At 64.8% G+C, this 22,595-nt stretch carries 18 protein-coding genes; 12 read left to right on the top strand and 6 right to left on the bottom strand.

Features of this window, described 5'->3' with window-relative positions; all coding sequences use genetic code 11:
* Positions 1 to 67: 67 nt before the first annotated feature.
* Both ccmB and ccmA read right to left on the bottom strand, forming a co-directional pair.
* The gene (gene ccmB / locus ACZZ0O_RS17835) at positions 68 to 763 is read right to left on the bottom strand and encodes a heme exporter protein CcmB (protein WP_039420296.1); all 696 of its coding nucleotides are present in this window, start codon (positions 761 to 763) and stop codon (positions 68 to 70) included.
* On the bottom strand, positions 760 to 1,404 hold the full coding sequence (ccmA, locus tag ACZZ0O_RS17830) for a heme ABC exporter ATP-binding protein CcmA (protein WP_055852134.1): 645 nt from the start codon (positions 1,402 to 1,404) through the stop codon (positions 760 to 762). Before ccmA ends, ccmB begins: the two co-directional genes overlap by 4 nt.
* A 199-nt stretch (positions 1,405 to 1,603) precedes the next feature.
* On the opposite strand from ccmA, the gene ACZZ0O_RS17825 reads away from it, so the two are divergent.
* Together ACZZ0O_RS17825 and ACZZ0O_RS17820 are read left to right on the top strand one after the other, a co-directional pair.
* The gene (locus ACZZ0O_RS17825; RefSeq protein WP_463591419.1) at positions 1,604 to 2,752 is read left to right on the top strand and encodes a pyridoxal phosphate-dependent aminotransferase; all 1,149 of its coding nucleotides are present in this window, start codon (positions 1,604 to 1,606) and stop codon (positions 2,750 to 2,752) included.
* 207 nt (positions 2,753 to 2,959) lie between these two features.
* Positions 2,960 to 3,760 (top strand): amidohydrolase, encoded by an 801-nt coding sequence (locus ACZZ0O_RS17820; RefSeq protein WP_055852142.1) that lies wholly within the window; start codon positions 2,960 to 2,962, stop codon positions 3,758 to 3,760.
* Positions 3,761 to 3,846: 86 nt separating this feature from the next.
* Here the strand turns inward: ACZZ0O_RS17820 and ACZZ0O_RS17815 are convergent, their stop codons facing one another.
* Positions 3,847 to 4,617, bottom strand: a complete 771-nt coding sequence (locus ACZZ0O_RS17815) for a glutaminyl-peptide cyclotransferase (RefSeq protein WP_463591418.1) — start codon at positions 4,615 to 4,617, stop codon at positions 3,847 to 3,849.
* A gap of 163 nt (positions 4,618 to 4,780) precedes the next feature.
* Between ACZZ0O_RS17815 and ACZZ0O_RS17810 the strand changes: the two genes are divergently transcribed.
* Positions 4,781 to 5,218, top strand: coding sequence for a hypothetical protein (locus ACZZ0O_RS17810; RefSeq protein WP_055852149.1), 438 nt, complete (start codon positions 4,781 to 4,783; stop codon positions 5,216 to 5,218).
* Between the two features lie 200 nt (positions 5,219 to 5,418).
* Here ACZZ0O_RS17810 and ACZZ0O_RS17805 read toward each other — a convergent pair whose 3' ends face one another.
* The 3 genes from ACZZ0O_RS17805 to ACZZ0O_RS17795 are packed head-to-tail and all read right to left on the bottom strand — an operon-like array spanning position 5,419 to position 9,179.
* Entirely contained in the window at positions 5,419 to 7,065 is a 1,647-nt protein-coding gene (locus ACZZ0O_RS17805; RefSeq protein ID WP_323537148.1) for a pseudouridine synthase, read from the bottom strand.
* Positions 7,058 to 8,335, bottom strand: a complete 1,278-nt coding sequence (gene scpB, locus ACZZ0O_RS17800) for an SMC-Scp complex subunit ScpB (protein ID WP_463591417.1) — start codon at positions 8,333 to 8,335, stop codon at positions 7,058 to 7,060. The genes ACZZ0O_RS17805 and scpB overlap by 8 nt, the downstream gene beginning before the upstream one ends.
* The gene (locus tag ACZZ0O_RS17795; RefSeq protein WP_055852158.1) at positions 8,274 to 9,179 is read right to left on the bottom strand and encodes a segregation and condensation protein A; all 906 of its coding nucleotides are present in this window, start codon (positions 9,177 to 9,179) and stop codon (positions 8,274 to 8,276) included. Before ACZZ0O_RS17795 ends, scpB begins: the two co-directional genes overlap by 62 nt.
* A gap of 367 nt (positions 9,180 to 9,546) precedes the next feature.
* Here ACZZ0O_RS17795 and ACZZ0O_RS17790 point away from each other — a divergent pair, with 367 nt between their 5' ends.
* The 9 genes from ACZZ0O_RS17790 (at position 9,547) to ACZZ0O_RS17750 (ending at position 22,541) form a co-directional block, all read left to right on the top strand.
* On the top strand, positions 9,547 to 9,846 hold the full coding sequence (locus ACZZ0O_RS17790) for a YciI family protein (RefSeq protein WP_055852159.1): 300 nt from the start codon (positions 9,547 to 9,549) through the stop codon (positions 9,844 to 9,846).
* Positions 9,847 to 9,854: 8 nt separating this feature from the next.
* Positions 9,855 to 10,124: a BolA family protein gene (locus ACZZ0O_RS17785; protein WP_115513133.1), complete on the top strand. Its 270-nt coding sequence runs from the start codon at positions 9,855 to 9,857 to the stop codon at positions 10,122 to 10,124.
* Positions 10,125 to 10,468: 344 nt separating this feature from the next.
* Positions 10,469 to 11,491 (top strand): LacI family DNA-binding transcriptional regulator, encoded by a 1,023-nt coding sequence (locus tag ACZZ0O_RS17780; protein WP_463591416.1) that lies wholly within the window; start codon positions 10,469 to 10,471, stop codon positions 11,489 to 11,491.
* A 103-nt stretch (positions 11,492 to 11,594) separates the two neighbouring features.
* Positions 11,595 to 14,573, top strand: coding sequence for a TonB-dependent receptor (locus tag ACZZ0O_RS17775; RefSeq protein WP_115553890.1), 2,979 nt, complete (start codon positions 11,595 to 11,597; stop codon positions 14,571 to 14,573).
* A 102-nt stretch (positions 14,574 to 14,675) separates the two neighbouring features.
* Positions 14,676 to 16,295, top strand: coding sequence for a glucoamylase family protein (locus ACZZ0O_RS17770; RefSeq protein WP_463591415.1), 1,620 nt, complete (start codon positions 14,676 to 14,678; stop codon positions 16,293 to 16,295).
* 3 nt (positions 16,296 to 16,298) lie between these two features.
* Positions 16,299 to 17,663, top strand: coding sequence for a sugar ABC transporter substrate-binding protein (locus tag ACZZ0O_RS17765; protein ID WP_463591414.1), 1,365 nt, complete (start codon positions 16,299 to 16,301; stop codon positions 17,661 to 17,663).
* Positions 17,660 to 18,544, top strand: a complete 885-nt coding sequence (locus tag ACZZ0O_RS17760) for a carbohydrate ABC transporter permease (RefSeq protein WP_115513129.1) — start codon at positions 17,660 to 17,662, stop codon at positions 18,542 to 18,544. The genes ACZZ0O_RS17765 and ACZZ0O_RS17760 overlap by 4 nt, the downstream gene beginning before the upstream one ends.
* Positions 18,541 to 19,377: a carbohydrate ABC transporter permease gene (locus ACZZ0O_RS17755; protein ID WP_005992271.1), complete on the top strand. Its 837-nt coding sequence runs from the start codon at positions 18,541 to 18,543 to the stop codon at positions 19,375 to 19,377. Before ACZZ0O_RS17760 ends, ACZZ0O_RS17755 begins: the two co-directional genes overlap by 4 nt.
* A 26-nt stretch (positions 19,378 to 19,403) precedes the next feature.
* Positions 19,404 to 22,541 carry a discoidin domain-containing protein gene (locus tag ACZZ0O_RS17750; protein WP_463591413.1) on the top strand — a complete coding sequence of 1,046 codons (3,138 nt, stop codon included), beginning with the start codon at positions 19,404 to 19,406 and terminating at the stop codon, positions 22,539 to 22,541.
* The last annotated feature ends 54 nt before the right edge of the window (positions 22,542 to 22,595 follow it).

The raw sequence follows: 22,595 nt of genomic DNA, 5'->3' as shown, positions 1-22,595 counted from the left end.
ACAGCTCTCGGTACGACACCGCCGAACGACTTACGGTGTCCCATCAATGGCGCATCTGCAACATCGATCAGCTGAGCGAAATCCGGATCGCCGCCGCTGCCGCCAACGGTGCCAGCACAATGCCGATCACCAATCCGGCGCCCAACAACAACAACGCACCCACCGCATCCTGTCCTTGCCCGCTGGCCGCAACGCTACCTGCGCCGAACACCAGCACCGGCACATACAGCGGCAACGCCAGCAACGCCACGAGAATACCAGAGCGTTTCATCGTCACCGTCAGTGCCGCAACCACTGCGCCGAGCAGACTCAATAACGGTGTACCCAATGCCAACGATGCCAGCAGCACCGGCAATTGGTCATGTGGCAGGTGCAGCAATTCGCCCAGCAACGGCGTCACTGCGATCAGCGGCAAGGCGCTGGTCGCCCAATGCAGCAGCACGCGCACGGCGATCAACCACGCCAGCGGCACCGGTGCCAGCAACCATTGCTCCATCGAGCCGTCTTCCACGTCGCTGCGGAACAGCGCGTCCAGCGACAGCAGGCCGGCCAGCAGCACCGACAGCCACAGCACCGCCGGCGCCGCCTGCGCCAGCAGGTCCGGGCGGCCACCCAGGCCCAGCGCAAACAACACCACGATCAGCAGCGCGAACAAGGCCGGCTGCAGCGCGTCGCTGCGACGGCGCCACAGCAGTTGCAGATCGCGACGCAGCAGCGCGCGCGCGGCCTGCAGCAACGACGGTTGTGGCGACGGCGTGCTCATGCTGCGGCCTCCAGGGTGAGCATGCGGGTGCGCACCGGCGGGGCCGCGTAGGCGCCATGCGTGGTGACCAGCGCCGCGCCGCCACCGCGCAGATGCGCGGAGATCATCCGGTTGACCAAGGTGATGCCGTCCAGATCGAGGTTGGCGTAGGGCTCGTCCAGCAGCCACAACGGCGCAGGCGACAACCATAGCCGCGCCAGTGCCAGCCGTTTGCGTTGCCCGGCCGACAACTGCCGCACCAGGGCATCTTCGTAGCCGGCCAGGCCCACGATGGCCAACGCGCTGCCGGGCATCTGCTTGGCCCGCCGGCCATGCAGGCCACACAGAAAGTGCAGGTTTTCCAGGGTGCTCAGATCGGCCTTCAGGCCGGGCAAGTGCCCCAGGTAGGCCATGAAGCGACTGCGGTCGCTGCGCCGGGCGGTCTTGCCGTCGATCTGGATTTCGCCGTGCTCCACGTGCAGCAGGCCGGCCAGCACCCGCAGCAAGGTGGTCTTGCCGGCGCCGTTGTCGCCCTGCACCAGCAGGGCTTCGCCGGCATCGACATGGAAATCCAGCGGGCCGAAGACCGGCTCCTCATTGCGGCTGAAGGCCAGCGCGCGCGCCGCCAGCAGCGGGGGCGCAGTGTGCAGCGGTTCGATCATCGGCGCAGCGGGCTCCCGTCGCAGGACGGCATGGGGAAGGGCGGGACAGGGCGCGCATTGTAGCGACGATGGCCGCGGCACGGGCGCACCGCAGCGGCGCGATGTGTCCGGGAACGCTGTTTTGCGGTGAGCCTGGCGCAACCGCACGGCCGCTTTGCGTACACTCGCGGTCCCCCGTTTCTTGTTCCGGACAGGCACGATGCCCCTCACGACCAAGCTGCCCAAGGTGGGCACCACCATCTTCACGGTCATGTCGCAGCTGGCGGCCGAACACGGCGCGGTCAACCTGGGACAGGGCTTTCCCGATTTCCCGGTGCCGCAGCGCCTGGTCGATGAGCTGGAAGCGGCCATGCGCGCCGGCCACAACCAGTACCCGCCGATGACCGGTGTTGCGTCGCTGCGGCAGGCCATCGCCGGCAAGGCCGAGCGCTGCTATGGCGCACAGGTCGACGCCGACACCGAAATCACCGTTACCAGCGGCGCCACCGAAGCGATCTTCAATGCCATTCACGCCGTGGTACGGGCCGGCGAAGAAGTCATCGTGCTGGACCCGGCCTACGACTGCTATGAGCCGGCGATCGATCTGGCTGGCGCGCGCGCGGTGCATGTAGCGCTGCACCCGCAGACCTTTGCGGTCGATTGGCAGGCGCTGCGCGCGGCGATCACGCCGAAGACGCGACTGCTGATGATCAACTCGCCGCACAACCCGTCCGGCGCGATGCTCTCGGCCGAGGACATGCAGACGCTGACCGAACTGCTGCGCGGCACCGAGATTTTTCTGCTCTCGGACGAGGTCTATGAGCACATCGTGTTCGACGGCCGCCGCCACGAATCGGTGCTGCGCTGGCCGGAACTGCGCGAGCGCGCGTTCGTGATTTCCAGTTTCGGCAAGACCTACCACTGCACCGGCTGGAAGATCGGCTATGCCATCGCACCGCCGGCGCTCACCGCCGAATTCCGCAAGGTGCATCAGTACAACACCTTCACCAGCTTCGGCCCGGCGCAGCACGCGTTCGCCGCGATGATCCGCGACGAGCCCGAGCACGACGAGCAGCTTGGCGCGTTCTATCAAGCCAAGCGCGACCGCTTCCGCGAACAGCTGCTGACCACGCGCCTGATACCGCTGCCGGTGCCTGGCGGCTATTTCCAGCTGGTGGACTATTCGGCCATCAGCGATCTGCCCGATACCGAATTCGTGAAGTGGCTGACGATCGAAAAGGGCGTGGCCGCGATTCCGCTCTCGCCGTTCTACGAACAGGCACCAGCCGGTCAGCGACTGGCACGGCTGTGCTTTGCCAAGAACGACGCGACATTGGATGCGGCGATCGAACGCTTGCAGAAGCTCTGAGGGCCGGGAATCGGGAATCGGGATTGGGGAATCGGTAAGAGCGTTACTGGAATCCTTCTCGATTCCTGCCGGCCCGGAACAGGGAATCGTGAGCGCGTTGCTGGTGTCCTTCTCGCCCCTTTGACGTTGTCACCCACATAGCGCACAGACACCACCACACCCGCTCTACCCATTCTCGATTCCCGACTCCCCATTCCCGAGCCTCCTATGCACGACCTGCGCATCTCCCTGATCCAAGGCGATACCCGTTGGCATGATCCGGCCGGCAATCGCGATTATTACGCTGCGTTGCTGCAGCCGTTGGCCGGGCAGACCGATCTGGTGATCCTGCCGGAGACCTTCACCAGCGGGTTCTCCAACGAGGCCATCGACAAGGCCGAAGGCATGGATGGGCCGACCGTGGAGTGGGTGCGTGCTCAGTCGGCGCGGCTGGGTGCTGCGGTCACCGGGAGCGTGCAATTACGCACGCCCGAAGGCGTGTTCAACCGCCTGCTGTGGGCCACACCGGACGGGGCGCTGCAGTATTACGACAAGCGTCATCTGTTCCGCTTCGGCAACGAGCACCTGCGTTATGCGGCCGGGCGCGATCGCCTGTGCGTGGACTGGAAGGGTTGGCGGATCAATCCGCAGGTGTGCTACGACCTGCGCTTTCCGGTGTTCTGCCGCAACCGCTTCGATGTCGAGCGGCCGGGCCAGCTGGATTTCGATCTGCAATTGTTCGTCGCCAACTGGCCGTCTGCGCGCGCGTATGCATGGAAGACGCTGCTGCGCGCACGCGCGATCGAAAACCTGTGCTTTGTGGCAGCGGTCAACCGCGTCGGTGTGGATGGCAATCAGCTGCATTACGCCGGCGACAGCGCAGTGATCGATTTTCTCGGCCAGCCGCAGGTGGAAATCCGCGAGCAGCCGCAGGTGGTCACCACCACCCTCAGTGCCGCGGCACTCGCCGAGCACCGCGCCCGCTTCCCGGCAATGCTGGATGCGGATACGTTTGTGATCAGGGATTAGAGATTAGGGATTGATGCAAGCAGCCAAGGCACAGCCGTCCGCTCGCCTGCCGTTGCCAATCCCCAATCCCGACTCCCCAATCCCGGCTACTCAGCCAGCCGGATTTCGTAAAGCTGCGGCCAACGCTTGCCGGTGACGAATAGCCGATCGTGCTCGGCGTCGTAGGCGATGCCGTTGAGCACATCGTTGCTGGGGTCGGTCAAGGTGTCGGCATCGGGAACCAGCGCCTTCAAGTCGATCCAGCCGATCACCTTGCCGCTGGCCGGGTCGATCCGTGCGATGCGGGTGGTGAGCCAGACATTGGCCCACAACTCGCCCTTGACCCATTCCAGTTCGTTGAGATTGTCCAACGGCTTGCCACCGGCGGTGACCTTGATGGTGCCGGTCTGCTGCAGCGTTTGCGGGTCCAGCCGGCGGATGCGGGCAGTGCCATCGCTCATGTACAGGCTGCGGTTGTCGCTGGTCAGCGCCCAGCCTTCGCCGGCGTACGCGAAGTGCGAGCGCGGTGTCAGCGTGGCCAGGTCGTAGACGAAGCCCCGCTGGTTACGCCAGGTCAACTGAATCAGCCGGTCGCCCCAGGCCACGATGCCTTCGCCGTAGTAGGGCGAAGGCGTATCGGCCTGCTGCAGCACGCGGCCGGTTTCCAGCTCGACCTTGCGCACGCTGGAGTGGCCCAGCTCGCCGGTGCTCTCGTACAGATGCCCGTCGAGATAGAACAGGCCTTCGGTAAAGGCGGCGGTGTCGTGCGGATAACGATTGACGACGGTATAGCCCCGGGTCGGAATCGTCTCGCCGCAATGCGCGAGCGACGGCAGCAACAGGGCGGCGAAGAGCAGTCTGTGGGCGATGCGTGACATGCGCGGATGATCCCACGGCGCGGCCGCTTCTGCAGCGCCATCCCTTGCGAGGCCCCGAGATAATGATTCGCTGAACGCGCGTTGGAGAGGTGCCGCCACCTTGTCGCGGCTGCCACATCGGCGCTGCTAGTCTCCGGCCACGTCCACCACCGGCAACGCACACATGATCAAGTCACTGTCTCTTTTTGCACTGCTTGGCGCGGCAACGCTGGCGCCGCAGGCACAAGCCGCCGGCAACATCGATTGCCAGCTGAAGTTCAACCTGTCCGGTTGGTCGGTGTTCTACAAGACCGCCAGCGGTACCGGCACCATTACCTGCGATAACGGGGCGGTCATTCCGGTCAAGATTTCCAGCAAGGGCGGCGGTCTGACGGTTGGCAAGTCCAAGATCACCGGTGGCCGCGGCTCGTTCTCCGGTGCCTACAGTCTGAATGACCTGTTCGGCACCTATGCCTCTGCCGAAGCGCATGCGGGCGTGGTCAAGTCCAGCACCGCGCAGGTGGTCACCAAGGGCGATATCTCGCTCGCGCTCGCCGGTACTGGCGAAGGCGTCGACCTGGGCGTTGCGGTCGGCAACTTCGTGATCGAACGCCGCAAGTAATACGCGGGAGTTCTGGCAGCAGGTAGCGACGCGGCATGCGGTTTACTTCGTCGCGTTGCAGCCGATGTCAGCTGCGGGCAGCGGTTGGCGAATGAGATCGACCAGGTCGCACCGACCCATCGATCGAAGCGGCAATCACGTCGACCTCAATAAAAAAACGGCCCCTCGCGGGGCCGTTTTTTTAGTGCATGCAGCGTGGATCAGCGGCCGCGATTGCCGCCGCCAGGTGGACGACGGTTGCCGCCACCGGGCGGACGACCGCCCGGGCCACGCGGTGCGCCACCGGGACCACCCGGTCCGCGCGCGCCGCCACCCGGACCGCCGGGGCCGCGATTGCCGGCCGCAGGTCCGCGGTTACCGCCCGGGCCCGCCGGACGGCCGCCGCTCGGGCGGCTGGCAGGACGCGCGGCGCCATACGGGCTGGAACCCGGATTGGCATGATCGGACGGGAAGCTCGGCGCATTGCCCGGGTGACCATAGGGATGCTTGCGCTGCCCCTGGCCTTGACCCTGCGATTGACCTTGTCCACCGCCGCCAGCAGCGCCACGGCCCTGACCCTGACCGCCGGCACCAGGACGCGCGCCGCCCGGACCCTTCTTGGCGTAGGGGCGGGCCTGGCCGGTGCCAGGACCGCTGGGGCCGGCGTTGCGGTGGCCGCTCGGGCCGGTGCTCACGCCATCGGGCACATACCAGCTACGGAACGCGGCCGGGTTGCCATCCGGCAGTGCGCGGTCGCCCTTGCCGGGTGCGCGCGGCTTGAACGGGCGCTGCTGCGACTGCCGCGCGGCTGCTTCACCACTGACGGTGAGACCACCCTTGAAACCGCCCGGCTTGCCGCGACCACGGCCGCCGCGATCGTCACGCGGGTTGTCGAAGCGACGCAGCTCGCGGCCTTCATCGGCGCCGGAGGTCTGCCCATTGACGTAGGCATTGCTGCGGCCATCGCGCGAGACGTGCACGGTCGACTTGGCAGCGCGACGCTGGCCGATCACTGGCTGCAGGGTCAGTGCCGACGGCGCGCCTTCTTCCAGCTTGAGTTCGGCGCGCAGGGCGTCGACCTTTTCCTGCACCACTTCCACCGACTGCCCACGCAGCAGTTCGCGCGGCAGCGAGATCTTGCCGTAGCGGCTGCGCTTGAGGCGACTGACCTGGCAGCCCTGCGATTCCCACAGACGGCGCACTTCACGGTTGCGGCCTTCCTTGACCACCACGCGGAACCAGTCGTGCGAATCGGTGCCGCCGATACGGTCGATCTCGTCGAACTTGGCGCCGCCGTCTTCCAGCAGCACACCGCGCGACAGGCGCTCGATGATGGCGTCGGAGACGTTTTCTTCGCCTTCCGGAGCACGCACGCGGACCACGTATTCGCGTTCGACCTCGTAGGAGGGGTGCATCATCGCGTTGGCCAACTCACCGTCGGTGGTCAGCAGCAGCAGGCCGGTGGTGTTGATGTCCAGGCGGCCGATGGCGATCCAGCGCGAGCCCTTCAATGCCGGCAGCGACTCGAATACGGTCGGGCGGCCTTCGGGATCTTCGCGCGTGGTCACTTCGCCTTCGGGCTTGTTATAGATCAGCACGCGCGAGGGCTCGGTCAGCGCGCTGGCCACGAAGCTGCGGCCGTCCAGCTCGATCTTGTCGCCGCTGCGCACCGACATGCCGGTCTGCGCGACGGCGCCATTGACCTTGATCAGGCCATCGGCAATGCGCTGCTCAAGCGCGCGGCGCGAGCCCAGGCCGGCCTGGGCCAGCACCTTGTGCAGGCGCTCTTCCAGCTTCGGCGCTTCGGGCGCGCTGTCGCGCTTGAGGGAAAGCTTGTTCAACGACAGCTTGCGGGGGGTGTCACTCATGTGTCTGGCTCCGGCCGACGCGTTGTGGGTCGGCCTCTGGGTCGGAATCGGCTTCGTCAACAGCCACGGTCGTCGTCGCGACGGCGTTGTCTTCGTCTTCGTTCACTGCATCCGCGCGCGTGCCCGGCGCGGTGTCGGGGTCGCCCTCGCGGGCGCTGTCTGGGTCTGGCGTGTGTTGCGTGTGCTGCGCCGAGGAGGCCTCGGGGTGGTGCGGTGTGTCGTCGCTCGGCGCGTCGGCGCTGTCGTCTGCCGTGCCGGCGTCGGCTGCTTCTGTATCGGCGTCGTCGTCGGCGCTGGATGCCTGGTCGTCATCGGTGCTGTCGCTGCCGACATCGCCATCAACATCGGTGCCGGCATCGATGTCGTTATCTATTTCAATCGAACGATGCGAATCCGCTGCAACGTCCGAGTCGCTTTCGCTGTCGGTCGGTGCACTACCGCTTGCGTCAACGGCGGTTTCGGCATCCGCATCGGACGCAGCGGCAAGCGCCGTCTCCGTCTCCGACGCATCCGATGCATGCTCAGCGGCATCGGCATCGGCGTTGCCACCATCCGCGTCGGACGCCCCTGCATCGGCCTGGCCTTGCGCCGCATCCATCGCTGCCGAGGCCGGCACCACGCCATCCAGCTGACCATCGCGGTCCAGCGGCAGCTGCGGTTCCAGTTCGGCAATGTCCTTCAACTCAGACAATGGCGGCAGCTCGTCCAATCGCTTGAGCCCGAAGTAATCCAGAAAGCCCTTGGTGGTGCCGAACAGGGCCGGCTTGCCGGGCACGTCGCGGTGGCCGACCACGCGGATCCACTCGCGTTCTTCCAGGGCCTGGATGATGTTGCTGCTGACCGCCACCCCGCGCACCTGTTCGATCTCGCCACGCGTGATCGGCTGGCGGTAGGCGATCAGCGCTAAGGTTTCCAGGGTGGCGCGGGTGTACTTGGTGCGGCGCTCGGTCCATAGACGGGCGACCCAGCCGTGCACATCGGCCTTGACCTGGAAACGGAAACCCGAGGCCACCTCGACCAGCTCCACGCCGCGCTCGGCGCAGCCCTCGCGCAGCAGTTCCAGCGCGCGCTCGACGCTGCCGGGCGGTGCCGGCTCTTCTTCCGGAAACAGGCCCTGCAGCTGCGCCAGCGTCAGCGGCTGGCTGCTTGCCAACAGGGCGGCTTCGATAATGCGGGTGATCAGCGCTTGATCCATTCGGTGATCGGCTTCAGATAGGTTCGTTGGCAGCGTCGCTGTCATCGAATTCGCTGGAGAATTGCAACGGCGCATTGGTGTTGCCCAACGCCAGCGACTTCACGTAGATCGGCGCCAGCGGCGCCTCCTGCACGATGTCCAGCAACTGCTCCTTGGCCAATTCGAGCAGCGCCAGGAAGGTGACCAGCACGCCGAGCTTGCCTTCTTCGGCAGTGAACAGCGATTCGAAGCGGTAGAACTTGCCGTCGTCCAGGCGGCTCAGCACATCGCCCATGCGCTGGCGCACACTCAGCGCCTCGCGCTTGATCGCATGGCCGGTGAACAGCTCGGCGCGCTTGAGCACGTCGTACAGCGCCATCAGCATTTCTTTCAGCTCCACCGGCGGCGGCAGCTTGACCGCTGCACGCTCGGGCAGATGCGCCTGCACCGGCGCGCTGTCACGGCCCATGCGGGGCAGGGTGTCCAGGTCTTCGGCGGCCTGCTTGAAGCGCTCGTATTCCTGCAGACGGCGCACCAGCTCTGCGCGCGGGTCGTCCTCTTCGCCTTCCTGGCTGGGTGGGCGCGGCAACAGCATGCGCGACTTGATCTCGGCCAGAATCGCGGCCATCACCAGATATTCGGCCGCCAGTTCGAAACGCAGTTCCTGCATCACGTTGATGTAGTCCACGTATTGCCGGGTGATCTCGGCGACCGGGATATCCAGGATGTCCAGGTTCTGACGGCGGATCAGGTAAAGCAACAAATCCAGCGGACCTTCGAACGCATCCAGAATCACTTCCAGCGCATCCGGCGGGATATATAGATCCTGCGGGATCTGCAGTACCGGTTGCCCATGCACGACCGCCAGCGGCATTTCCTGCTGCTGTGGGTGAGCGCTTGCGGCTGGCGGAGTCGCGGCGTGCGCGAGTTCGGAATTCATCAGGTCGACATCGGGTCTTACGGTCGCCGGCCGCGGTCTGAGCCGCGCCTGCAGGGCTTTGCCTTGAGTTATTGCGATCAATGTCGTGCCTGTTTCGGCACGATCCCACAAATTCACATACGCCGATCCACATACCATCAGGCGCCGCGTGGCATGCGGCGACGGAACAGCGAGGAGGTCGTCTACGCGAGCCGGCGGTGGGCAGCGAATCGGTCGTCGAATGAGGCGTGGGGCCTGGGCCGACGGGCCGCTGCGTCCGGTTGCGTGTGCAGTAAGCGTCAAGGGTAATGCGTGCGCGGGGGCGGTGTCCAGCGCTGACGCGGCTAGAATCCCTGCGACGATCTTCAAGTTCTGGGTGAGGTGGCATGTGTGGTACGTAATCGAAGGGTATGACGGGGTCGACGCACTGGCCGCGCGGCAGCAGGCGCGACCGGCGCATCTGGCGCGTCTGCAGGCGCTGGCTGCGGCGGGGCGGTTGCTGGTAGCGGGCCCGTGCCCGGCCATCGATGCGGAAGATCCGGGCCCGGCCGGTTTCAGCGGCAGCGTGGTGATCGCCGAGTTCGATGCGTTGGAAGACGCGCGCGCCTGGGCCGATGCCGATCCCTATGTGGCTGCGGGCGTCTACGTGCGCACCGAGGTCCGGCCGTTCCGCCGGGTGCTGCCATGAGTACTGCCATGAGCCGGGTCGAGCGGATTCGCCAGGCGCTGCAATCGGCGTTGGCACCCACCGAGCTGGAGGTGGTGGACGACAGCCACCGGCATGCCGGCCACGCTGGCGCGCGCGATGGGCGCGGACATTTCAATGTGCGTGTGGTCAGCGCGGTGTTCGCCGGCAAGCCGCCACTGGCCCGTCACCGTGCGGTCTACGCGGCGGTGGGAGAGATGATGCAGACCGACATCCATGCCTTGTCGATCGAGGCGATCGCGCCGGGCGAGGCGGGGTAAAGCGAACCCGCAGGACCAAACCACCGGCGCAGGAGCGCACCCGGGTGCGACGGGCGTTATCGACAATGCCCGTCGCGCCCTGGTGCGCTCCTACGTCGGTAGGGCCTGCGTGCCCACCGATGCAGCAACCCAACCAGCCCAAACGTGATCGACGTTCTGCTTCGTTTGTGGACACGTGGGTGCCGATTTGTTGCGTCGCAGCACATTTATTCACACCTCCATCACTTGCAGGCGCTTGATCTGTAAGCGTTTTCACAGGTGTGAAGATAGGGGTTTACGCCCGCTTATGAAAACGCTTACAGTCCGCGCCAGTTTTGGGAAGTCGGTCGCGGAGGGCGACACGAATGGCCAAGGGTGCGGTCACCATCAAAGATGTCGCTCGGGAAGCACAGGTCTCTGTCGCTACCGTGTCGCGTGCGCTCAATGGGCACGACAACGTTGCCGGGCCGGTGCGCCGGCAGGTCATGGAAGTGGCCGAGCGGCTGCGTTACAGCCCGCATGCAGCAGCCCGCAGCCTGAGTAGCCGGCGGTCCCAGACCCTGGGCGTGGTGCTGCCCGACCTGTATGGCGAATTCTTTTCCGAGTTGATCCGCGGCATCGATGGCGCGGCGCGCGCTGCCGGCCAGCACTTGCTGGTGTCCAGCTATCACGGCGACCCGGAAGCCCAGGGCAGGGCGCTGCGGTCGATGCGTGGACGCGTCGATGGCTTGCTGGTGCTCTCTCCCTACGCCGAGCAGCCGGGCTTTCTCACCGATAACCTGCCGCAGTCGCTGCCGACGGTGCTGATCAATGCGCATCTGCCCGGCGCTGGTTACCCGGTGCTGAGCATCGATGACCATGCCGGCGCCATGGCCATGACCGAGCATCTGCTACATGCCGGCCACCGGCGCATCGCCTTCATCGGCGGGCCGGCGCTCAATTTCGATGCGCGCGAACGCCTGCGCGGTTTCCGCGACGCGATTGCCGGGTTCGGCGACCAGGCACAGGGAATCGAATATGCCGGCGACTTCGATGAAGCCTCCGGCCATCGCGCCGGGCTGGCGATGCTGGCCGCCGGCACCTTGCCCGATGCGGTATTTGCCGCCAACGACATGACCGCGCTCGGTTGCCTGTACGCGTTTGCGCAGGCCGATGTGTCGGTACCCGGCGATGTGGCATTGGCCGGGTTCGACGACATCCCGCTGGCACGCTTCGTCCATCCGGCGCTGACCACGATGCGGGTCAGCATCGCGCGCCTGGGCGAGCAGGCGATGACCCGATTGATGCGGCTGGTGGAACTGCCCGGCCATGACGACGGTATCCGCCAACTGCTCACGCCCGAGCTGGTGATACGCGCTTCCTGCGGTGCCGGCGAGCCCGGCCCCTGACTTTCGCGGACGTTCTGTCCGCTCCCGCTGCTCCCCCGCAGCGGTCGTTCCTGCTGGTTTGCAACACCACAACAACAATTTGTACCGATCCCTGGAGGGACCAATGCGCCACCACCACCCCCATTCCGCACGCCCGGCGCGCAAGCTGCTCAGCTGTGCCCTGGCCAGCTGCCTGCTCCTGGGCGCCGCGCCTGCATTTGCGCAGAGCACTGCCGCGACCATCCGCGGCCAGGTCACCGTCGACTCGGCGCCTGCGGCGCAGGCCCAGGTAACCGCGACCAATCTCGCAACCGGCCTGACCCGTAGCGTGCAGGTCAACAATGGCGGTTACTCGGTCGGTGGTCTGCCGCCGGGCTCGTACCGCATCGACGTCACCGCCAATGGCCAGACCAGCTCGCAGAACGTGACCGTGCAGGTCGGCCAGACGGCCACCTTGAACCTGGGCGTTGGCGGCGAGCAGGCCACGGCCGAAGGTGGTAACGCCACCACGCTGGACGCAGTGCAGGTCAAGGCACCGCCGGTGCTAGTGGAGACGCGCACCTCCGAAAACGCCACCTACATTTCCAACGTCCAGATCCAGAACCTGCCGCGTGCCACGCGCAACTTCCTGGAACTGGCCGATACCGTGCCGAACGTGCAGTTCACCCGCGACGCCAACGGCACCACCAAGGTGCGCTCGGGCGCCACCTCGGCCGAAGGCACCAACGTTTACATCGACGGCGTGAGCCAGAAGAACTACGTGCTGACCGGTGGCGTCAGCGGCCAGGATTCCAGCCGCGGTAACCCGTTCCCGCAGTCGGCGATCGGCGAATACAAGGTCATCACCTCCAACTACAAGGCCGAGTTCGATCAGGTCAGCGGCGCGGCCATCGTGGCTTCGTCCAAGTCCGGCACCAACGATTTCCACGGCAGCTTCTTCTGGGACACCAGCAATGACGGCTGGCGTGAAGAAAGCCCGCTGGAGAAGAAGGCCGGCGTGCGCGACGACTTTGAGGAGACCCAGTACGGCGCCACCTTCAGCGGCCCGATCCTCAAGGACAAGGCGCATTTCTTCATCGCCTATGAAGCCAAGGAATACACCACTCCCAACGTGGTGATCCCCGGCTCGATCTATTCCGACCGTATCGATCAGTTGCCGGCGCAGCTGCAGCCGCTGGTGGCCACCTACAGCACCCCGTTCAAGGAAGACCTGTACTTCGGCAAGATCGACTGGACCATCGGCGACAACAACCTGTTCGAGCTGACCGGCAAGTACCGCAAGGAAGACGAGCTCAACGATGTCGGCCGCACCTCGACCTACGAGCACGGCAGCATCAATGGCCAGGAAGAAAAGCGCGCTAATCTGCGCTGGCAGTACAGCGGCGCCAACTTCCTCAACGAAGCCAATCTGAGCTACGAGAGCGCGTTCTGGAACCAGGCGCCGCTCAACAATGGCAGCGGCTACGTGCTGAGTTATGCGCCGGTACGCGGCATCGAAGACGAAGTGCTGTCAGCCGGTGCCGGCGGTAGCTTCCAGCGCAAAGGCCAGAAAGGCTGGACCTTCCAGGACGATCTGACCTTGAACAGCCTGGAATGGCATGGCGCGCACACCGTCAAGATGGGCGTGAAGTTCAAGAGCATCGATCTGGATTCGACCCAGTTCAACCCGGCCAATCCGCAGTACTACTACAACATCCTCACCGATGTCGAAACGCCATACCGCGTGCGCTTCGGCGCGCCGTTGACCGAAGGTGGCGGCTCGGTGGTGTCCAAGAACAAGCAGTACGGCATCTACCTGCAGGACGACTGGGAGGTCAACGAGCACTGGACCCTCAACCTGGGCGTGCGCTACGACTACGAAGAAACCCCGGCATTCCTGGACTTCGTCACGCCGTCCGATGTGGTCGGCGCGTTGCAGAACTGGCCGAACCTGCAGAACGCCAACTACAACATCAACAACTTCATCAGCACCGGCAACAACCGCAAGGCGTTCAAGAATGCCTGGCAGCCGCGTCTGGGTGCCTCCTACGACCTGTTCGGCGACCAGGCCCACGTGATCTACGGCGGTGCCGGCCGTGCCTACGACCGCAACATCTTCGATTACCTGGCACTGGAGCAGCTCAACAACTCCTTCAAGTCGTACAGCTACTACTTCACCAGCGCCAACAACCCGGCCTGCCTGGGCGACCCGTGCACGGCATGGAATCCGTCCTTTGCGACCCAGGAAGGGCTCGATGCACTGGCGGCGACCAGCGCTGGCGGCGGTGGGCGTGAAATCTATCTGATCGACAACAACATCAAGACCCCGTACTCCGACCAATTCAGCATCGGCATGCGCAACATGGTGCCGCTATGGGGCCAGGACTGGTTCACCGATGTGACCCTGAGCCGCATCGAGAGCCACGACGGCTTTGCGTTCGTGCGCGGCAACCGTCTGCCTGATGGGTCGTTCTTCCAGCCGGGCACCACCTCGGGCGCGCCCACCGACGGACCGGATGGCTATAGCGCCATCGTGCTGGGCACCAATGGTGTGGAAACCCGCAACAACCAGCTCGCGTTGCAGATCGAAAAGCCCTTCGACGAAGAATCCGGTTGGGGCCTGACGGTGGCCTACACCTATTCCGACGCCAAGGAAAACCGTCAGTTCGGCGAGCACTATGCGCTGGACCGCGAGCGCGTCGAAGACTATGGCTGGCGTGAAGCCGGCGGTATCGCGAAGAACCGCCTGGTGGTCACCGGCATCTACGAGCTGCCCTATGAGGTCAAGCTGTCCGGCAAGCTGTCGCTGGCCAGCCAGACCGCGCGCTACGGCCAGAATTGCCTTGCCGGCAACGACCAGTGCGACATCATCCAGTTCAAGCCGGATGGCACGTTGGGCTACAAGGAGTTCAGCATTGCCGCCAACAAAGAGTGGGATACCGGTGCAGGTGTCAAATTCAACGTGCGTGCGGATATCCTCAACGTGTTCAATTGGGTGAACTACGCCAACTTTAACGGCGATACCGGGACACTGTCGGACTTGAATACGGCTTACGGCACACCGACCGGTGTGCTGGCGTCGCCGATGCGTACCTTCCGTCTGGCCTTCGGCCTGAACTGGTGAGGTGCTCGACCGCCCTGGCATGAGGCCAGGGCGGTCGAACTCGGCGCTTGGATAGGGTAGGTTGGCGTGCGAGATGTAATCGATTACACAAGTGGGGGGCGGATGGACAGGGGCAACACGTCGCGTTGGTTGACGATTCCACTCTTGCTGGGCGCGCTGGTGCTGGCGTCCTGCAAACAGGCCGAGGAGCCGAAGGTGGCCGAACAGAAGGCACCGGTGAAAGTGATATTGATCGAGGCACAGTTGCCTCCCAAGCCGGTCAAGCCACCGCTGCCGCCGCTGTTTTCGGACATCGAACGCCGCACCTTCCAGTTTTTCTGGGATACCACCAATGAACTCAACGGATTGGCACCGGACCGGTTTCCGTCGCGTCCGTTCGCCAGCATCGCCTCGGTCGGGTTTGCGCTGACCGCGTATCCGATCGGCATCGAGAACGGCTGGGTCAGCCGCAATCAGGCGATCGATCGCACCCTGACCACACTGAAATTCTTCCGCGATGCGCCGATGGGGCCGCAGCGGACCGGTAGGGCCGGCTACAAGGGCTTCTACTATCACTTTCTGGATATGCAGCAGGGCAACCGTTACGACAGCTGGGTCGAGCTGTCGAGCGTGGACACCGCGTTGCTGATGATGGGCGTGTTGTTTACCCAGTCGTATTACGACGGCGACGACCCGCGCGAGAAAGAAATCCGCCAGATCGCCGACACGTTGTACAAGCGCGTGGACTGGCGCTGGCTGCAGCAGCGTGCGCCGCTGATCTCCATGGGATGGTTCCCGGAGAGCGGCTTCATCGATCACGACTGGATGGGCTACAACGAGGCGATGATGCTGTACATCCTCGCGCTCGGCTCGCCCACCCACGGCGTCGATCCGGAGGCGTGGACCAGCTGGACACGCACCTACAACAACGACTGGGGCGTCTACCAGGGCCAGGAATACCTGTCCTTCGGCCCGCTGTTCGGCCACCAATACAGCCATGTCTGGATCGACTTCCGCGATATCCAGGACCAGTACATGCGCGAACGCGGCATCGACTATTTCCTCAATAGTCGCCGTGCCACCCTGGCGCAGCGCGACTACGCCATCGACAACCCGATGAAGTGGAAGGACTACGGCGAAAACGTCTGGGGCCTGACCGCCGGCGACGGCCCGCAGAACACCAGCCAGGAATACCGCGGCGAGCAGCGCCAGTTCCGCCACTACTCCTCGCGCGGCGCCGGCCTGCGCGAGAACTTCGACGACGGCACCATCGCACCAACTGCGGCCATCTCCTCGATCGTATTCGCCCCGGAAGTGGTGATCCCGGCTACCGAAGAGATGCACAAGCGCTACGGCGACTTCCTGTATTCCAGCTATGGTTTTCTGGATTCGTTCAACCCCAGCTTCAACTACGACATCCCGCTCAAGACCGGGCGCATGGTGCCGGACCGCGGCTGGGTGGCCAGCGATTACATCGCCATCGATCAGGGCCCGATCCTGGCGATGATCTCCAACTACCAGAACGAATTCGTCTGGACGGTGATGAAAAAGAACGCCTACATCCGCGCCGGTCTGGAACGCGCCGGATTCACCGGTGGCTGGCTCACGCCCGAGGGTGAGCCACAGCCGCTGCCGCAGAAGGACGAGCAAAAGGCCGCTGCACGCTCGCTGGGCATGGCCGAGTCGCGTGCCGCTGCCGCCCAGGCCCAGCAAGACCCCTCGCAACGCCAAAAACCCGAGTAATCCGTGCGCCTTTTGAAACTGTTGATGTTGGCCGCCGCCCTGTGTGCAGGTGCGGCGGGATGCAACCGCTCCGATCCCGCCAAGACCACCGTGCGCTTCTGGGCCATGGGCAAGGAGGCCGAAGTGGTGGCCGAGCTGGTGGCCGACTTCGAGAAGCAGAACCCGGACATCCAGGTCGATGTGCAGAACATCCCGATGACCGCGGCGCACGAAAAACTGCTCACCGCCTTCGCCGCCGACGGCTTGCCGGACGTGTGCCAGCTCGGCAACACCTGGCTGCCGGAATTTGCGTTGCTGGACACGCTGGAACCGATGCAGCCCTACGTGGCGCGCTCGACGATCGTCGACCCGGCGGACTACTTCCCCGGCGTGTGGGACACCAACGTGGTCGATGGCACCTTGTACGGGGTGCCGTGGTATGTGGACACGCGGCTGCTGTTCTACCGCAAGGATCTGCTGCGCGAGGCCGGCTACAGCGAAATGCCCAAGACCTGGGCCGAGATGGAACAGGTGATGGCCGCGATCAAGCGCAAGGTCGGCCCGGACCGTTACGCCATCCTGATGCCGCTCAACGAGTTCGAGCAGCAGCTCTCGTTCGCGCTGCAGCAGGACGACCGTCTGCTACGCGACCACGACAATTACGGCAACTTTCGCGGCGAAGGGTTCCGCAAGGCGCTGGCGTTCTACGACGGCATGTACCAGAAAGGCTGGGCGCCGAAGGTGTCGGAAACCCAGGTCTCCAACGTCTGGTACGAATTCTTCAACGGTTACTACGCGTTCTATCTGTCCGGGCCCTGGAACGTGCGCGAGTTCAAGCTGCGCCAGCCGCCGGGCATGGAAGGCAAGTGGGGCACCGCCGCGTTACCCGGCCCGAATGGCTTGGGCGCCGGTATCGCCGGCGGTTCCAGCCTGGTGATCTTCAAATCGTCCCAGCACAAGGACGCGGCCTGGAAGCTGATCGAATACCTGTCCCAGCCCACGGTGCAGGCGCGCTTCCACGCCATCATCGGCGACCTGCCGCCGCGGCGCAGCACCTGGAAACTGCCGTCACTGGCCAACGACGAACTGGCGCATGCCTTCGGCGACCAGCTGGAACGGGTCAAGGCCACGCCCAAGGTGCTGGAGTGGGAGCGCATCGTGCAGGAAATGCGCCTGGTCACCGAGCGCGTGGTGCGTGGTGGTCAATCGCACGAAGCGGCCGTGCAGGAACTGGATAAACGCGTGGACGACATCCTGGCCAAGCGCCGCTGGATCTTTGAACAGGAAGGCGGGCATGTTGGGCCGGCCGGCAAGTCGGGTGCGCCCGCCACCGTGCCCGCGCCGGACGCAGCAGCGGCTGCAGCCAGCGGCAAGGGAGCGGCACGATGATGAAGCGCAATTCCGTCGCCGGCTGGGTGTTCGCCGCGCCGTCGATCATGGTGCTGGGCATGTTCTTCGGCGTGCCGGTGTTCGCCGCGCTGGTGCTCAGCGTCACCGACTTCGACCTGTACGCGCTAGCTGACAGCAGCCACCTGCGCTTCGTCGGCCTGGGCAATTACATCGAGCTGCTGCAGACGCCGCTGTTCTGGAAGTCGTTGTGGAACACCACCTACTTCGTGCTGCTGGGCGTGCCGATGTCGATCGGCGTGTCGCTCGGCGCAGCGTTGCTGCTCAACGCCAAGGCCTCGCGCTTCAAGGCGGTGTTCCGCACCGCACTGTTCGCCCCGGTGGTGACCACACTGGTGGCGGTGGCGGTGATCTGGCGCTACCTGTTCCATATCAAATATGGCCTGGTGAACTTCGGGCTGAGCCATCTGGGCATCGCCCCGATCGACTGGCTGGGCGATCCGCGCTGGGCGATGCCCACCATCATGCTGTTCGCGGTGTGGAAGAACTTCGGCTACAACATGGTGATCTTCCTGGCTGGCTTGCAGGCGATTCCGCAGGACCTGTATGAGGCCGCGCGCATCGATGGCGCCTCGCGCTGGAAGCAGTTCCTGCACATCACTTTGCCGATGCTCGGCCCGGTGCTGATGGTGGTCGGAGTGATCACCATCTCCGGCTACTTCCAGCTGTTTGCCGAACCGTACGTGATGACCCGCGGCGACCCACTGCAGAGCACCGTCAGCGTGCTGTATTTCATGTTCGAAGAAGGCTTCAAATGGTGGAACCTCGGCCGCGCGTCGGCAGTGGCGTTCCTGTTGTTCCTGATCATCCTGGCGGTGACCACCGTGATGCTGCGCTTCGGCCGCAAGAGGGACCTGATATGAGTCGTGATGTCGGCGAGTCGCGCTGGAACGCCGTCCTGATCAACGGCGGCTTGCTGGTGCTGGCCTTGATCAGCCTGGCGCCGTTGCTGTGGATGCTGTCGGTGTCGTTCATGCCCACCGGCGAGGCCAGCCGGTTCCCACCGCCGATGCTGCCGTCGGCGTTCACCCTGGCCAACTACCACGAGCTGTTCGCGCGCACCGGCATGGCGCGCAACTTCGCCAACAGCCTGCTGGTGTCAGGGCTGATCACGCTGGGCTCGTTGCTGATCAACACCATGGCCGGCTATGCCTTCGCGAAGCTGCAGTTCGTCGGCCGCGAACGCATCTTCAAGATCCTGATGGCCGCGCTGGTGATTCCCGCGCAGGTGGCGATGCTGCCGCTGTTTCTGTTGATGAAGCAGCTGCATCTGGTCAACAACATCGGCGGGGTGGTGGTGCCGGCGCTGGCCACAGTGTTTGGTATTTTTCTGGTGCGCCAGTACGCGCGCAGCATTCCCGATGAGTTGATCGAAGCCGCGCGCATCGATGGCGCCAGCGAGATGCGGATCTTCTTCCAGATCGTGCTGCCGATGCTCAAGCCGGTGCTGGTCACCTTGACCATCTTCACCTTCATGGGCTCATGGAACGACTTCATGTGGCCGCTGATCGTGCTCACCGATCAGGAGCAATACACCTTGCCGGTGGCGCTGGCGGCGCTGTCGCGTGAGCACATCATGGACGTGGAACTGATGATGGCCGGCGCAGTGGTGACGGTGATTCCGGTGCTGCTATTGTTCCTGGCGCTGCAGCGTTACTACATTCAAGGTCTTCTGCTGGGGAGTGTGAAGGGGTGAAGCCGATGATCCGGGCAGTGCTTGCCATGGCTGCTGTTGCCAGTGGTGCGGGTGTGGCGCAGGCGCAGGAGCGCGTGCTCGACGGCTTCAACGACATCGGCGCCTGGCGCCTGGTAGTGTCCAACCAGGTCAGCGGTTCGCTGCGCCCGGTGGCGACGCCCTCCGGTGGGCATGCGTTGTGCCTGGATTACAACTTCAACGGCGTCTCCGGCTACGTGGGCATCCGCCGCGCGCTGCCGCTCGAATACCCCGACAACTACCGCATCGGGTTTTCGCTACGCGGCGAATCGCCGTCCAACGATCTGCAGCTCAAGCTGATCGATGCCAGCGGCGACAATGTGTGGTGGGTCAACCGGCCGGGCTTCAATTTCCCGAAGAACTGGACCACCTTCAACTACCGCAAGCGCAACATTGAAAAGGCCTGGGGTCCGGGTGCGGACAAGCAGCTGCGCAGCAGCGCGGATGTCGAGTTCACCATCTACAACAAGGTCGGTGGCAAGGGGTCGGTGTGCTTCGACCGCCTGACGCTCACCCCATTGCCGCCGGAGGACACCTCGCCGCTCAAGGCCGAGGCCATCACCGACACTGCGCCGGCGTTGGAGCAACGTCTGGCCGATGGCAAGCCCGACACCTTCTGGCTCAGCGGCGCGGTCAAGCAGCAGACCGTCACGCTGGATCTGGGCAAGGTGCGCGAATTCGGTGGCGCGGTGGTGCAGTGGGTGCCCGGCCTGCAAGCCTCGCAGTACGCGGTGCGTGCATCGGCCGATGGCCGCAGCTGGCGTGATCTGCGCACCGTCACCGCCGGTGCCGGCGGCACCGATTGGCTGGCGTTGCCCGATACCGAAGCACGCTATCTGCGTTTCGATCTGAAGGACGGCCCAAACTGGCGCTACGGCATCAAAGAGGTGCAGTTGCAGCCGCTGGCGTTTGCGGCAACGCCCAACGACTTCATCAAATCGCTGGCCGGCCAGTTGCCGCGTGGCAGTTATCCGCGCGGGTTTTCCGGCGAGCAGCCGTACTGGACCATCCTCGGTCTGGACGGCGGCACCGAGCAGGGCCTGATCGGCGAAGACGGTGCGGTGGAAGTGGGCAAGGGCGGTTTCAGCATCGAGCCGTTCGTGGTCACCGGTGGCAAGGTGCTGCACTGGTCCGACGTCAGCAGCGAGCAGAGCCTGCAGGACGATTACCTGCCGATTCCCAGCGTCGACTGGCACCACGACCTGATGAATCTGCGTGTCACCGCGTTTGTGCAGGGCACACCGGATCAGGCACAACTGGTCGCGCGCTACCAGCTGCACAACACCGGCAAGGAGGCACGTGAGTTCACCCTGGCCCTGGCGGTGCGTCCGTTCCAGGTCAACCCGCCGTCGCAGTTCCTCAACACCCTGGGCGGCGTCAGCCGGATCGAGCAACTGGCGGTGGATGGCGCGCAGGTCAGCGTCAATGGCAAGCCGCGCGTCTTCGCCGCGCAACGTCCCGATGCCAGCTTCGCCAGCGCCTTCGACAGCGGTATGGATGTCAGCCATCTCACCGCCGCCACGCCGCCTACGGTCACCCAGGTCAAGGACGAAACCGGCCTGGCGTCGGGCGTGCTGCTGTATCGCTGGAAGCTCGAACCCGGCCAGAAGCGCGAAGTGGCGCTGGTGATCCCGCAGACCGGCGCGGCGCAACTGCCCGCCGGCTTCGATGCCGACGCCGCCCAGCAGCAGGTGGCCCAGCAGTGGCGCGGCAAGCTCGATCGCGTGCGCATCAGCGTGCCGGCCGAAGGCAAGCCGGTGGTCGATACGTTGCGCACGGCGCTGGCGCACATGCTGATTTCGCGCATCGGCCCACGCCTGCAGCCGGGAACTCGCTCGTATTCGCGCAGCTGGATCCGCGATGGCGCGATGATTTCCGAAGGCCTGCTCCGGCTCGGCCGCGAAGACGTGGTGCGCGACTACGTGGATTGGTTTGCGCCGTATCAATTTGTCGACGGCATGGTGCCGTGCTGTGTGGACGACCGTGGCAGCGACCCCGTGCCCGAAAACGACAGTCACGGCGAACTGATTTACAACGTCGCCGAGTACTACCGCTACACCGGCGACAGGCCGTTCCTGGAGAAAATGTGGCCGCATGTCACCGGCGCCTTCGACTACATGGAAAAACTGCGCGCCAGCGAGCGCACCGAAGACAACTTCATGCGTAACCCGGCGTTCTACGGAATGATGCCGGTGTCGATCAGCCACGAAGGCTATTCGGCCAAACCGGTGCATTCGTACTGGGACAACTTCTGGGCGCTGCGCGGTTACAAGGACGCCACCATGCTGGCCGGCGTGCTGGACAAGCCGGAGGACGTCACTCGTTTCAGCGCTGCACGCGACGAATTCAGCGGCGACCTGATCGCTTCGCTGGGTGCGGCGGTGCGCGAGCATAAGCTCGATTTCCTGCCCGGTTCGGCCGAACTCGGCGATTTCGACGCGACCTCCACCACCATCGCGCTGACACCGGGCGGCGAGCAGCAGCGTCTGCCGCAGGAGCTGCTGACCAATACCTTCGAACGCTATTGGAAAGAGTTCTCCGATCGCCGCGACGGCAAGCGCGAGTGGAAGGACTACACCCCGTACGAATGGCGCAACGTCGCCGCGTTCGTGCGACTGGGCTGGCGCGAGCGTGCTTGGGATGCCACCGCATTCTTCTTCAAGGATCGCGCGCCGCAGCCCTGGAATCAGTGGGCCGAGGTGGTCTCGCGCACGCCGCGTACACCGTTCTTCGTCGGCGATCTGCCGCACGCCTGGGTCGCATCGGACTTCGTGCGTTCGGTGCTGGACATGTTCGCCTACACCCGCGAGTCCGATCAAAGCATCGTGATCGCCGCTGGCACGCCGACCCGCTGGTTCGAAGGCAAGGGCATCGGCATTGCCGAATTGCGCACGCCGTACGGCCGCCTCAACTACACGCTGCAGCGCACCGAAAAACAACTATCGCTACAACTGCAACCCGGCCTGTTGCTGCCGCCGGGCGGCGTGGTGTTTGTCTGGCCGTATCAGGGCGAACCCGGCAAGGCGAGCGTCAACGGCGAAACCGTGGAGTGGCAGAACGGTGAGCTGCGGATCCAGCAGATGCCGGCCACCGTGCAGATCGATGTGCCCAGCGCGGTGCGGCGGGCCGAGCGCGCCACGCAATGACGGCGACGCCTTGGCCGGTACGCGCAGGGCAACACTGGCGCCGCGCTGGCCGGT

Source organism: Xanthomonas sp. AC360, from assembly GCF_979258225.1.
Note: the sequence above shows the minus strand (reverse complement) of the source record. Positions and strands in the feature narration are given on the sequence as shown.

Excerpts from the sequence above, each read along its gene's own strand:
- ccmB (WP_039420296.1), bottom strand. The coding sequence starts at position 763 with ATGAGCACGCCGTCGCCACAACCGTCGTTGCTGCAGGCCGCGCGCGCG.
- ACZZ0O_RS17785 (WP_115513133.1), top strand. The coding sequence starts at position 9,855 with ATGAGCCGGGTCGAGCGGATTCGCCAGGCGCTGCAATCGGCGTTGGCA.
- ACZZ0O_RS17795 (WP_055852158.1), bottom strand. The coding sequence starts at position 9,179 with ATGAATTCCGAACTCGCGCACGCCGCGACTCCGCCAGCCGCAAGCGCT.
- ACZZ0O_RS17780 (WP_463591416.1), top strand. The coding sequence starts at position 10,469 with ATGGCCAAGGGTGCGGTCACCATCAAAGATGTCGCTCGGGAAGCACAG.
- ACZZ0O_RS17820 (WP_055852142.1), top strand. The coding sequence starts at position 2,960 with ATGCACGACCTGCGCATCTCCCTGATCCAAGGCGATACCCGTTGGCAT.
- ACZZ0O_RS17750 (WP_463591413.1), top strand. The coding sequence starts at position 19,404 with ATGGCTGCTGTTGCCAGTGGTGCGGGTGTGGCGCAGGCGCAGGAGCGC.
- ACZZ0O_RS17810 (WP_055852149.1), top strand. The coding sequence starts at position 4,781 with ATGATCAAGTCACTGTCTCTTTTTGCACTGCTTGGCGCGGCAACGCTG.
- ACZZ0O_RS17770 (WP_463591415.1), top strand. The coding sequence starts at position 14,676 with ATGGACAGGGGCAACACGTCGCGTTGGTTGACGATTCCACTCTTGCTG.
- ACZZ0O_RS17805 (WP_323537148.1), bottom strand. The coding sequence starts at position 7,065 with ATGAGTGACACCCCCCGCAAGCTGTCGTTGAACAAGCTTTCCCTCAAG.
- ccmA (WP_055852134.1), bottom strand. The coding sequence starts at position 1,404 with ATGATCGAACCGCTGCACACTGCGCCCCCGCTGCTGGCGGCGCGCGCG.
- ACZZ0O_RS17760 (WP_115513129.1), top strand. The coding sequence starts at position 17,660 with ATGATGAAGCGCAATTCCGTCGCCGGCTGGGTGTTCGCCGCGCCGTCG.
- ACZZ0O_RS17755 (WP_005992271.1), top strand. The coding sequence starts at position 18,541 with ATGAGTCGTGATGTCGGCGAGTCGCGCTGGAACGCCGTCCTGATCAAC.
- scpB (WP_463591417.1), bottom strand. The coding sequence starts at position 8,335 with ATGCGCCGTTGCAATTCTCCAGCGAATTCGATGACAGCGACGCTGCCA.
- ACZZ0O_RS17775 (WP_115553890.1), top strand. The coding sequence starts at position 11,595 with ATGCGCCACCACCACCCCCATTCCGCACGCCCGGCGCGCAAGCTGCTC.
- ACZZ0O_RS17815 (WP_463591418.1), bottom strand. The coding sequence starts at position 4,617 with ATGTCACGCATCGCCCACAGACTGCTCTTCGCCGCCCTGTTGCTGCCG.
- ACZZ0O_RS17825 (WP_463591419.1), top strand. The coding sequence starts at position 1,604 with ATGCCCCTCACGACCAAGCTGCCCAAGGTGGGCACCACCATCTTCACG.